The 12,227-nt window shown below is 47.3% G+C and carries 8 protein-coding genes; 3 read left to right on the top strand and 5 right to left on the bottom strand.

Annotation, left to right across the window (positions count from 1 at the left end):
* Positions 1–79: 79 nt before the first annotated feature.
* Entirely contained in the window at positions 80–952 is an 873-nt protein-coding gene (locus ABGV42_RS24845) for a hypothetical protein (RefSeq protein WP_347384133.1), read from the bottom strand.
* Between the two features lie 131 nt (positions 953–1,083).
* Complete coding sequence (locus tag ABGV42_RS24840; protein ID WP_347384132.1) at positions 1,084–3,066, bottom strand: sensor domain-containing diguanylate cyclase; 1,983 nt, start codon at positions 3,064–3,066, stop codon at positions 1,084–1,086.
* A 466-nt stretch (positions 3,067–3,532) separates the two neighbouring features.
* Here ABGV42_RS24840 and rpsD point away from each other — a divergent pair, with 466 nt between their 5' ends.
* Positions 3,533–4,132 carry a 30S ribosomal protein S4 gene (rpsD, locus tag ABGV42_RS24835; RefSeq protein ID WP_347384131.1) on the top strand — a complete coding sequence of 200 codons (600 nt, stop codon included), beginning with the start codon at positions 3,533–3,535 and terminating at the stop codon, positions 4,130–4,132.
* Between the two features lie 220 nt (positions 4,133–4,352).
* Positions 4,353–7,469 (top strand): transglycosylase domain-containing protein, encoded by a 3,117-nt coding sequence (locus ABGV42_RS24830; RefSeq protein ID WP_347384130.1) that lies wholly within the window; start codon positions 4,353–4,355, stop codon positions 7,467–7,469.
* A gap of 143 nt (positions 7,470–7,612) precedes the next feature.
* Here ABGV42_RS24830 and acsA read toward each other — a convergent pair whose 3' ends face one another.
* The gene (gene acsA, locus ABGV42_RS24825; protein ID WP_095290209.1) at positions 7,613–9,337 is read right to left on the bottom strand and encodes an acetate--CoA ligase; all 1,725 of its coding nucleotides are present in this window, start codon (positions 9,335–9,337) and stop codon (positions 7,613–7,615) included.
* 271 nt (positions 9,338–9,608) lie between these two features.
* On the opposite strand from acsA, the gene ABGV42_RS24820 reads away from it, so the two are divergent.
* A complete protein-coding gene (locus ABGV42_RS24820) occupies positions 9,609–10,241 on the top strand; it encodes a GNAT family N-acetyltransferase (RefSeq protein WP_347384129.1) in 633 nt (210 codons plus the stop codon).
* A gap of 125 nt (positions 10,242–10,366) precedes the next feature.
* Here ABGV42_RS24820 and ABGV42_RS24815 read toward each other — a convergent pair whose 3' ends face one another.
* Complete coding sequence (locus ABGV42_RS24815; protein WP_347384128.1) at positions 10,367–11,062, bottom strand: 5'-methylthioadenosine/adenosylhomocysteine nucleosidase; 696 nt, start codon at positions 11,060–11,062, stop codon at positions 10,367–10,369.
* A 140-nt stretch (positions 11,063–11,202) separates the two neighbouring features.
* The gene (gene ccpA / locus ABGV42_RS24810; RefSeq protein ID WP_095290204.1) at positions 11,203–12,210 is read right to left on the bottom strand and encodes a catabolite control protein A; all 1,008 of its coding nucleotides are present in this window, start codon (positions 12,208–12,210) and stop codon (positions 11,203–11,205) included.
* Positions 12,211–12,227: the final 17 nt, after the last annotated feature.

The following is a 12,227-nucleotide window of genomic DNA, read 5'->3' as shown; positions in this document are numbered from 1 at the left end:
TTCAAAAATTGAACAACGGTAAATTACGATACTATTGTAGCACGCTACAGCAATCCCGTCAGCAGGCAGACCCTATCCTCTAATCATATGTTTTAAAATTCACATCCATCACCAGAGCTTCTTTATTGCTTTTGTTACTCGCATCTTGATACGTTACCTGGCTTTCCGAAGAGAGCCGCAGCGGCAAACCGGTCTTGCGGTCCACAGTAAGATGATACACGGTTTGCACTTTGGCCTGTTTCATCATCTGTGTCATACTGGCTTCACCCTGCTGCCATATTTGGGTCAATTCCTTCTCAAGCTTCGCCTTACTCATCCCTTTGAAGTTACTCGCCTTATGCATATATTCTGCCTTAATCGCATTCATCTCGTCGTTCAGCTGGGTCGCTGCCCATGCCTTGGCGTCTTCAGGTGCCAGTTCAATCCGCAGGATCCTTGTTCTTCGACCGGATCCATATTCAGATTTTATCGTTTTGTTCATCCGATCAATATTCTCCAGTTGTGCAATAGGGTTGTAGCGGGACAGAGACCCACGGAGAGGTTCATGCTCTGAGGTCAATGCTTCCCACTGCCCCTTTTTTCGCTGAAAAGAAGCGCTGAATCCGCTTGGTTGGTCAACCAGATTAGCAGAAGTGGTCGCCTCCATTCCACCTGTCCTGCCCGAACCCGCTGTAGTAACGGCTCCTGGAAGTCGTGTCTGCAGCGTTAGCTGATCATGGTTTTCCAGCTTTCCTTCGAATTTGAACTGATTTTCAAAAAGTCCGCTGCTCTCGCGTCTTAACCCGGCTTCACCCACAAAACCCAGCTTCTCCTTGCCCGCAATTCCGGATAAGGCCATGGAGAATACTTCTTCAGGAGTCCGTTCACGTTGTATCAGTCCGCAGCCCGGTGCGGAAATGATAACAACACTCAAAAGCAGCATTAATGTACGCATCCCCTGTCTTGTAATCATGTAAAATCCCATCCTTCCGTCCAAGGTACTCCATAGCCTGCCCCTCCTGTATGCCCTTATACTTCACACAAACGCAAACTTTGCCGCAAAAGAAGAAGAGAGAACGACTCCAATCATGGAATTGTTCTCTCTTATCGGGTAACTTCCTGTTCTTCCAGCACAATCCGGTTGCGACCGTTATGTTTGGCCTCGTAGAGCGCCATATCCGCCCGGTAAAATAATGATTCCACACTAACCTTGTCATCCATCCAGTTCCACTCGGCAATACCGCTGGATACAGTCACAGGCGGCCTGGTCTCCTCTGCCACTCGACTACGGATAACCTCAGCATACTCCATGGCCTGATGGATTCCCAGCTGCGGCATGTAAATGGCCAGCTCCTCGCCACCCCACCTGGCGCAGATGTCCTCGGAACGAACAGAGGATGTAACAATATCACTTACCTGCTTCAACACCTGGTCCCCGGTTTGGTGTCCAAATGTATCATTCACCTGTTTGAACTGATCGATATCAACCACAATTAATGAACCGCAAAATTCATGCGCCTGCTTTTCATGAATGACACTATCGAGATAATGTCGAACATACAATCCTGTCAGCATATCAAGGTTAGCCAAACGGCGAACCTCCGCATGCAGCGTCGCATTGGATAGAGCCAGTCCTACGTGAATGGACAGCATCTGCAGCAGACGATAATTATCGTATGAAAAATATTGTTGTTTGGGATGTCCCAGTAAGATGGTCCCCTTCACTTGACCGTTCACACGAATCGGTGAAGCCATCAGTGACATGGAGCTTGTAACCTCCATGAATAGCGAAGACACTTTGGTATACTGTTCATAATTGGATAGAATGAGCGGTTCTTCTGTCTGATACAGCAGACCAGTGATACCGTAATCCAGCGGAAAGGATTTATGAGACAGTTCTCCAACATTGGATGACATCACTTCGAAACGATTCGTCGTTTCATTCAATTGAAGAATACAACAAGATTCTGCTTGAAAGATGTCCTTTAATTCCAACTCGGCAATCTGATAAATCTCTTTTAGCTGCAGACTTTTATTCAGGCGTTGTGTCAAATCATTGATTAGACGAAGTTCCTGAATCAACATATTCGATTGCTCATGCAATTTGGCATTCTCAAAAGCGGTTCCTGCCGTATCAGCCATCATGGTGATCAGCTGCAAGTCGGGCTCCTCCATGAGCTCTTCATTCATCTCGATGTGAAAGACACCATAGATGCCCTGCTTGCCCTTGAGCGGAAGCCCAACCTCCACAATGCGGTTCTCACCTTGATCGGACCGAATGACTATTGTTTGTCCGTCTTTAAACGAACGAAGACAAATATCTTCCCCATGTTCGTGGACGAGCAATGGTTTGATTCTTGGATTGAAACTGTTGCGATCTTGGGACATGTACAGATTCATGTGAGTGGTCGGATACAAATAATCGATACTGTCGAATACCTCGTCCAATATGGCATCCACGTCCATTTTGTCATGCATCCGCTGGACGATCTGAAAAAGAATGGACCTCCGATGCTCTTCACGCGCCGTTTGCTCATGAGCTTTTAGCAGATCCGCCATAAATATGTATTCAAATCTCCGGTAAAAGCAAGTACGATAATGTGCTGCCTCAGATCGAACGATCTCTTCAAACGTTTCATATCGGTAAGGCTCGTAGATGAAGGCTGTAAACACAGCGAACATATCCTTGTTGATTCTTGAAAATAGAGGCTCGGCAATGTATAGGAAATCTCCGTGCTCATCTGAACCCCGGATGGATTGCGCCCTTCCAGTTTCAAGACACTCCATTACCGTATGACCTGCTATAGGCCCGTCCATAGGCTCATTAGCGGTCGTCGCTACACAAATACCTTCTGTATTCCAAACGCTGTAAATCGTAGATGATCTGTTCAAGTCCGAATCATGCTGAGCCAGCCAATCCGTGAAGGCTTGCTGCAGCAGGTTTTCCAAATATGAAAAATCAAAAGGTGTGATATCCATTTGCTGCATCCAGAACGCATGCTCTTTATGCTGAGCTGCAGAAAATGCGGGATCGCCCGAACTTGGCGAATGCAAGCTGGCCGGTAAACTTCCTAGATGTTCTAACATGTCAGGCGCTCCTTTGCACCGTTTTTGCATCCCTTGAAGAGATGCATTAATCTGCAGACGTTATCGCAAACCTGCAAAAACCTTACGATAACCTTAATGTACATGATCATTTAAAGTTAAGATACATTCTATTTTACTCTCTTTAAAGCTTTTTTGCATCCATATTTCAGAAAATCGTCCCATTTTTTTGGGCCTAATGACCTATCGACAAATTTAGACGTTTTTTTACCTTCGTCCCACTCTTGACTTTGCTTCTCTTAAACTGTAATATAAATTGTTGATGAAGACTACTAATGGGTCTTTAAATTTGGGCATTACCGGTTGTGTCACCCTCATTCTTTTTGTTGCTTTCAGGACAGCGGCTGAACTTTCCTGATTGATGTATGCGCGGCCTTGCCCGCATCAACAAATTGGAGCGCAAACAGAGCCCTATATGAACTTTAACTAAAAAGGAGCTACTATAAACATGGCACGTTACACTGGTCCTAAATTTAAATTGAGCCGTCGCCTCGGCATTTCCCTGAGCGGAACAGGCAAAGAATTGAAACGTCCTTTCCCTCCAGGTCAGCACGGAGCTAACCAACGCAGAAAAATGAGCAACTACGGTATGCAGTTGCAAGAAAAACAAAAACTTCGCCACATGTATGGTTTGGGCGAAAAACAATTCCGCACTCTGTTCGCTAGAGCGCAAAAAATGCAAGGTATCGCGGGTGAAAACTTCATGTTCTTGCTTGAGTGCCGCCTTGACAACCTCGTTTACCGTCTTGGATTTGCTAACTCCCGTGCAGGAGCACGTCAGTTGGTATCCCACGGTCACGTAACAGTAAACGGCAAAAAAGTCGATATCGCTTCTTACCAAGTAAGCCCTGGCGATGTAATCGGCTTGCGTGAAAGAAGCCGCGGTCTTTCTTCCATTAAGGAAGCTATGGAAAACCGTTCGCATCTTCCAGCATACCTTGAATTCAACGACACTGCTGTAGAAGGTAAATACATCCGTCTGCCTGAGCGTTCGGAGTTGTCCCAAGACATCGACGAAAAACAAATCGTCGAGTTCTACAACCGTTAATCGTTGAAATTTCATTAAAACATCACCACAAAAAGCGATTCGAGATTATCTCGGATCGCTTTTTTGCTGTCTGCAATTCTGCATACAGGATTTAGTAGGCATAAAAAATTTCATATTCCATAAAATAATGGCAATTTTCGACCATTGCTTGTATTTCTCAGGCATGCAAACCCGCCTTTTTATGCTATAATAAGTGCTGTTAAAAGGAGGAAGACACTGAATGGTTGATGTTAATAAGAAAAAGCCCGATGAACAGCCTGCCCGCAAGCGAAGCTTCGCCCGCAGACTGGGCAGTGTCGTCAAATGGATGGTTGTCCTTGGATTCATGGGGGCGCTATTTGTAGGCGGCGCTCTGATGGGATACGTCAGTTCCATTGTAAAAGACGAGCCCGTTCGATCCAGGGCCCTGATTGAGCAAAAAGTCAGCGAAAACTCCATCACAGGCTTTGCTTACTTTGCCGACGGTAGCCCGATCGGTCAATTACGTACGGAAGAAGACAGGCGTCCGGTCACCTTCGACCAGATACCACAGAAAGTTATTGATGCTGTCATATCGATTGAAGACAATCATTTTTACGAACATAAAGGTGTAGATATGAGCGGAACGCTCCGAGCCGTGAAACAGAAAGTGCTGAAAGAGTCTGTGCAAACAGGCGGAAGTACGTTAACTCAGCAATTGGCACGGCGCGTGTTCTTGAACCTGGATCGTACCGAAGACCGCAAAGTGAAGGAAATATTACTGTCCTTGCGGCTTGAACGATTCCTGACCAAAAACGAGATCATGACCGCGTATCTGAACAAGGTTCCTTTTGGTAATGGTTCAAGTGGATACAATGTATATGGGATCAAGGCAGCTGCCAAAGGATTGTTCAACATTAATGATCTGGAGAAAATAAACACGGCTCAGGCAGCCTATCTTGCCGGATTGCCTCAGCTCCCATCCTCTTACTCTGCCTTTAACGGAAAAGGCGACTTTGTAGAGGATAATTTTGAGCGTGCAATCAACCGCCAGCATCTGGTATTACGCCGCATGCTTGAACTTGGCAAAATTAATCAAACCGAGTACGACGAGGCTCTTGCTTTTGATATTAAGAGTTCACTGGCACCGAAGACCGTCAAGGCTTACAACACTTATCCATATCTTATGATGGAAACCGAACGCCAGGCTGCACAAATTTTGATGAAACAAATGAATTCAGACACTGCAGCTGAAGAAACCTCCGAGGGTTCAGATTCTACTGAGGATGGGACCCAAAAGGAAAGCAGTGCTCTATTGGAAGAAGCTCAGCAGCAATTGCGTACGGGTGGATACCGCATATACACAACGATTAACAAAAGTGTGTACAAAACCATGCGTACCATCGCTGAGAATGACAGCAATTTTGCTGCGGACGATCCCAAAAAAGGAAAAGAACAAACCGCAGCCATCATGATTGATCACAAAACCGGAGCTATCCTGGGCATGATTGAAGGCCGCAGCTTCCAGGATGAACAGATGAACTATGCAACCCAGATGGTGCGTCAGCCAGGTTCAACGATGAAACCTATTGCCGCCTATCTGCCTGCTCTGGAAGAAGGACTGGTTCAACCAGCATCCATTATTGATGATTCACCGATCATTCTTAAGGATGGAGGTTCAAACGGGTTCCATATTCCGAAGAATGCCAACAATCGTTACCAGGGACTTGTAACCGCCCGTAGAGCACTGAATTACTCCCTGAACGTTCCTGCACTGAAACTTTTTAATGAAGACGTCGGGATCGAAAAAGCCTGGGCATTTTCCAAGAAGCTTGGCATAACGACCATTCAGCAACAAGACTATCAGGCCCAGACTGGTGTTCTTGGGGGTCTTCAATACGGTGTAACCGTAGAAGAACTTACGAATGCTTATGGAGCTATTGCGAACAATGGGGTATATAACGACTCTTACATGATTAGCAAAATTGTGGATTCCAAAGGAAATATCGTTTACAAACATGAAGCCGAACCTGTGCAGGCATTCTCCGAACAGACGGCGTACCTCATGACGGATATGTTAAGAACCGTGATTACCGAAGGTACCGCTGATAAGGTTCGCGAAACTTACAAATACACCAAGAGTGCACCTGTTGTAGGAAAAACCGGTTCAACGCAAAACTATGCGGACGTCTGGTTTGAAGGCTATACGCCTGATGTTACGCTGGGTGTATGGGTTGGATACAAACAGCCTGTTAACACGCTTGAAACCAAATCTCAGCGGAAACGTGCTCAGCAGCTTTGGTCTCAAATTATGAATGAAGTCGTTGCAACGGATAAGGAACTGTTCGTAACGGATTCATTCAAGAAGCCATCGGGCATTGAAACACGCACAGTATCTGCTTATAGCGGCAAATTGCCGACATCTCTGACTGATAAATTTGTAACGGATATTTTCAACAGCAAATTTATCCCCAAAGATAGTGATGATGGCGTCGCCAAAGCAAAATACATTACCTTCAATGGTGTAAACTACATCCCTCGTGATGAAACACCTAGCGACATGTTGAAGGAGAAGACGGTTATTAAACGGAAGAAACCGATCTCCGATCTCATTAAGGAATTGCAAAATGCATTCTCACGGATGAGCCGCCACGAATCCCTTGCCTATTACCTGCCAGAAGATGCGGATGCAGACATGCCAACACAAGTCGATCCGAGATCAGATAATGGTAAAGCGCCAGATGCACCAGGGAATGTAAGGATATCCGTTGCCAATGGCAAAGCTGTAATTACATTTAACGCAACACCTGAAAATGACGTTGTCGGATATCGGTTGTATCGCTCCGTAAATGGTGCCGGCTTCCAGAACCAGGGCCAAGTTGTCCTGACAGGTGAATCCAGATCATTTACAGCATATGCACAGGGTGGTAACTTCTCCTTCTATGTCACTGCTGTTGATGTAGCCGGCAAAGAATCTGCTCCTAGTGCTACAGTTAGCAGTGCAGGAATGGCAGATCCACTTCCGGACGAGGAAGTAAAAGAACCCATCAATGTTCCCGGAACCATAGTGGATCCGGAAGAGAATCAAAATGATAACGCCGCAGTCACGGTTCCAGGTACACCTGGCCAGGTTAGTGTAACAGCTCTTTCCCAAGGATTGCGCATTCAATGGGTGTCCAATCCGGAGAGCGATGGTGTACAGAGCTATTCCGTCTATTACAGTGAAACGGGCTCTGCTCCTTACACTAAGATCGGAACGACCTCAGGTACCTCAATGGATTACGGCGTCCCTGCCTCTACAATTGGATGGTTCAAAGTATCCGCCAGCAATAGTGCAGGAGAATCCGAGCCTTCCGTTGCAGTTCCTTATCAACCGTAAGGGATTGTCTTAACGCTCACTTTCAAGCCCCCACCCTCTTTCTTAAGAGGATGGGGGCTTTTCTTCGTATGGCAAAAAGCCTGATCTGCATCTAACACAGATCAGGCTTGTTCTTTAATATACAAAAACCACGTATTCGGTTATTAATCTTCAATTGTGGACAGATCACCTGTCGGCAAATCGAGCTCCCAAGCCTTCAGCACACGCCGCATGATTTTACCCGAACGGGTCTTGGGCAATTTATCCTTAAACTCGATCTCTCGCGGAGCTGCATGAGCAGACAAGCCCTCTTTTACAAATCGATAGATCTCTTCCTTCAACTCAGGAGTCGCTTCATAGCCCTCACGCAGCGCCACAAACGCCTTAATAATCTCCCCGCGTGTTACATCCGGCTTGCCGATGACTCCCGCCTCTGCAACGGCAGGATGCTCTACCAGCTTGCTCTCCACTTCAAACGGGCCAATACGTTCTCCGGAAGAATTGATTACATCATCAATCCGGCCCTGGAACCAGAAATATCCTTCTTCATCCATATACGCCGAATCCCCGGATACATACCAGCCAGACAGCCTGAAGTATTCATCATATTTGGCCGGATTGTTCCAGATCTTCGCCATCATGGATGGCCAAGGCGTACGTATGGCGAGGTTGCCCATGCTATATGGCGGGAGTTCCTGTCCCCGGTCATCGATAATGGCGGCTTCAATTCCAGGCAGCGGCCGGCCCATCGAGCCTGGCTTAATCGGCATCTCCGGATAGTTGCAAATGAGCTGCGCACCTGTCTCTGTCATCCACCAGGTGTCATGAATCCGCTGACCATAGGCTTTCCATCCCCACCGCACCACTTCCGGATTGAGCGGCTCTCCAACCGACATCACATGCCGCAGGCTGCTAAGATCATGTTGTGCAATGGTTTCGTCTCCTGCACCCATCAGCATGCGGAAAGCGGTCGGTGCACTGTACCAGACACTGACTTTGTTTTTTTCGATTGTACTGTACCAATCCTGCGGACTGAACCGGCCACCACGGATTACATTGGTCACTCCATTCAGCCACGGAGCGAAGATCCCGTAAGATGTACCGGTAACCCACCCTGGGTCTGCCGTGCACCAGTACACGTCATTTTCCCGTAAATCAAGCACTACCTTGCCTGTATAGTAATGCTGAATCATTGCATTCTGGACGTGGTAAACACCCTTAGGCTTGCCCGTAGAGCCGGAGGTATAGTGAATGAGCAAACCATCCTCACGATTCAGCCATTCCACTTCCATGTCATCCGAGGCTGCAGACATCTCTGCATCAAAGTCGATTAGCCCCTCCTCGGTTTGGGTGCCTCCACCCACAACAAAGATATGCTTCAGTTCCGGCAGTTCCGCTCGTTTAATACGTCCCAGCAGTTCTGGAGTTGTTACGAGTGCTACGGCTCCGCTATCTTCCAGCCGATCCTTTACCGCTGTCTCCATAAATGCCTCAAACAGGGGGCCGGCTATGGCTCCGGCTTTTAACACTCCCAGCAGGCTGAAATACAACTCAGGACTTCTTGGCATAAAAATAAACACCCGGTCTCCCCGGACAATGCCATATTTGCGCAGGACATTCCCAAAACGGTTCGATTGCTCACTCAAATCAGCAAAAGTATACGCTTCTTCACGTGAGGCATCACTGTATAACAGTGCCGTTCTTCCGCCTCTTCCTTCCAGTACATGACGATCAATCGCTTCATGCGCCATGTTGACTTTTCCGCTGGCGTGCCACGTAAAGTGCCTCTCCACCGATTCCCAATCAAACCGGCTTCGGGCCTCTGTGTAATCGCCCAGGTTAGATTCAGACACAACCGTTTGCAGCATCTCACCATGTGCTTGACTCATGCTTGCCAGCCTCCTTCAACTCGACATTTCGATTTCCCATTTTGGGTTACTTCTCATTGCCTTTGTGTTGACTGAACTTCCAGTTAGCGCTTACATTAATAGAGAGAAATTCTCATCATGTACCTGCCTGGCCAAACCAATGAACTCAAATCTGCTTGAATTGTGAACGTTTTTTGTCTAAGCAATTATAGCAAATCTTCACAATCATCGTCTATGGCTTTTCAATTTTTTGGTTTTTTGCTATAAGTAGGGGGAGAGAGGAGCATGAACCATGGAGCATATCAAGGAGTATCATATGCGTTCCATCTTCAAGTCCGGCCACCGAGTCACGATAGAAGGCCCCGTGCCTCCCGAGGCAATCACTACGCTTGCTTTCCATCCCGATCTGGATGCCTTTCGTCGTCCTCCTGAGCAACAGGAGGCACTGGCCGAGATTGCGGCATTACCTGAAGGAAGAATCATCATCGCACGTGAAAATGAGACGATTATTGGCTATGTTACTTTCCACTATGCTGATGATTGTGAGCGCTGGTCTGAAGGTAACATGATGGATCTCATTGAGCTTGGAGCTATTGAAGTGGCCGACGAATACCGTTCACTGGGAGTCGGACGCGAGATGCTGCTCACCGCATTTGAAGATGGGCAGATGGAAAGATATATTATTTTCACCACGGAATATTACTGGCATTGGGATCTGAAAGGCAGCGGCCTGTCGGTCTGGGATTATCGCAAAATGATGGAAAGACTGATGCAGACCGTGGACATGACGTGGTATGCCACGGACGATCCCGAGATTTGCTCCCATCCGGCAAACTGTCTCATGGTGCGCATCGGCAGTGAAGTACCCATGTCCTCCGAGGAACAATTCGACCGTGTACGGTTTCGCCATCGCTTCATGTATTAATACATTCATGTATCTAAAAACCGCTTCTCTGCGCAGCTCCAGATTGCAAAATGGAACTGCCCACGAAAGGCGGTTTCGTTTGGTTGACTTATACTTTTCCTGCAGCTTCTGAAGGTGTCTCCAAATTACATATTCTCAAGCATGTGTTCGACAATCCGATGAGAACGCTGAGAAGATTGCACGGTAAATTCAGCAAAGTTCACATGAGCCGATCCATCCGCTTTATCGGACATCCCACGCAGCACAACATAAGGAACACGATTCATGAAACTAACCTGTGCGACGGCAGCTCCCTCCATCTCCGCACATGCTCCATCCATTTCGGTATACAGCATGTTCACGATCTCCTTGCTCGCAATAAACTGATCTCCGGACAATACTTTACCAATCAGATACTTGGCTCCCTGTGCTTTACATGCTTCCTCCGCCAATGCGATCAAAGCAGGTTCCGCCGGGAATGCAGAGGTTTCCTGATACGGGATCACACCCCGTTCGAATCCGAGTGGAGTCACGTCCATGTCATGCTGAACACATACGGAGGAGATTACGATATCTCCAATGTTCAGTTCTGGGTTAACTGCGCCTGCAACACCCGTAAATATAATCCGATCCACTTGAAAACGATCGATTAAAATTTGCGTGGTTACCGCCGCGTTCACTTTGCCGACACCCGATTTGCAGACCACGATCTGCTTACCGAGCCATTCGCCTGCCACATAAGTAATGCCCGTTTGCTTCACCGTCTCCAGCTGCTTCATGCCAGCCAGCAGAAGTTCTACTTCTTCATCCATAGCTCCAATGATCCCAATCGTTTCCTTCATCCTCGCTACCTCCTATTTACTTTCCGACCCTATCCGGTTCGCCTGATTCATCCTCATAAAGCACAAAAGCTCCGTCTCCGGAGCTTCCGTATATCCATTATGTAGAGAGAATTCCTTCTCCCTTTCCTTCTTGCTTTGGCTTAGCCAGCGTGACTTACAGACAGGCGAAGAATCGTTTCATGCGGCAAAATAACCCGTGGGTTCTCCACATTTTCCTTCTTCATCAACTTGGTGAGCAGACGCATGGCTACTGCGCCAAGGTCATACATCGGCTGTGCCACAGTTGTCAATTGAGGACGAACCATGGAAGCCATACGGATGTTATCCACACTAATGATGGAGAAGTCGTCAGGTACCTTCAAACCTTCATCCTGAATGGAGTGAATGGCTCCAATGGCCATTTCGTCCGTAGCAGCAAAGATGGCGGATGGTCTCTTTTTCAGTCCGAGGAAGTATTTCATTGCTTCCACACCGGACTCGTAACGATAGTTACCGATCCGTACCAGATCCTCCTGATATTCCATTCCCGCCGCTTCAAGTGCTTTTTTGTAGCCTTGGAAACGGGCATAACCGTTCGCAGGATCTTGCAGTGTACCACTGATCATCGCAATTTCCTTATGCCCATGACGAATCAATGTGTTCACCGCATCAAATGCTGCAGCTTCGTGATCGATATCCACGGAAGGATATGTTCCCTTCTCGTCACTCGTTGCACAGAGCACGATCGGCACAGCCGCAGACTGGAACGCCTGAATATGCTCATCCGTCACCGTTCCACCCATGAAGAGCAGGCCGTCTACCTGTTTCTCCAGCAGGGTATTGATGACACGAATTTCTTTTTCCTTCTTCTTGTCCGCATTACACAAAATAATGTTGTAGTGATACATATTCGCAATATCCTCGATCCCGCGGGCAATCTCTGCGAAAGTCGAGTTTGAAATATCCGGAATAACGACCCCGACCGTGGTTGTCTTCTTGCTCGCCAAACCTCTGGCTACCGCATTCGGACGATATCCCAACCGCTCGATGGCTTCATATACTTTTTTGCGCGTTTGTGGCTTGACATTCGGGTTGTTATTAACCACCCGCGATACCGTTGCCATGGACACACCAGCTTCACGTGCCACATCATAAATGGTTACCGTCACAGTACTTCTCTCCATTA

This window comes from Paenibacillus pabuli (assembly GCF_039831995.1).
Lineage (GTDB): Bacteria > Bacillota > Bacilli > Paenibacillales > Paenibacillaceae > Paenibacillus > Paenibacillus pabuli_C.
This window is presented reverse-complemented; position numbering and strand designations above follow the sequence as displayed.

Coding starts and splice junctions, on each gene's coding strand:
- ABGV42_RS24845 (WP_347384133.1), bottom strand. CDS start 952: ATGATTACAAGACAGGGGATGCGTACATTAATGCTGCTTTTGAGTGTT.
- ABGV42_RS24840 (WP_347384132.1), bottom strand. CDS start 3,066: ATGTTAGAACATCTAGGAAGTTTACCGGCCAGCTTGCATTCGCCAAGT.
- rpsD (WP_347384131.1), top strand. CDS start 3,533: ATGGCACGTTACACTGGTCCTAAATTTAAATTGAGCCGTCGCCTCGGC.
- ABGV42_RS24830 (WP_347384130.1), top strand. CDS start 4,353: ATGGTTGATGTTAATAAGAAAAAGCCCGATGAACAGCCTGCCCGCAAG.
- acsA (WP_095290209.1), bottom strand. CDS start 9,337: ATGAGTCAAGCACATGGTGAGATGCTGCAAACGGTTGTGTCTGAATCT.
- ABGV42_RS24820 (WP_347384129.1), top strand. CDS start 9,609: ATGGAGCATATCAAGGAGTATCATATGCGTTCCATCTTCAAGTCCGGC.
- ABGV42_RS24815 (WP_347384128.1), bottom strand. CDS start 11,062: ATGAAGGAAACGATTGGGATCATTGGAGCTATGGATGAAGAAGTAGAA.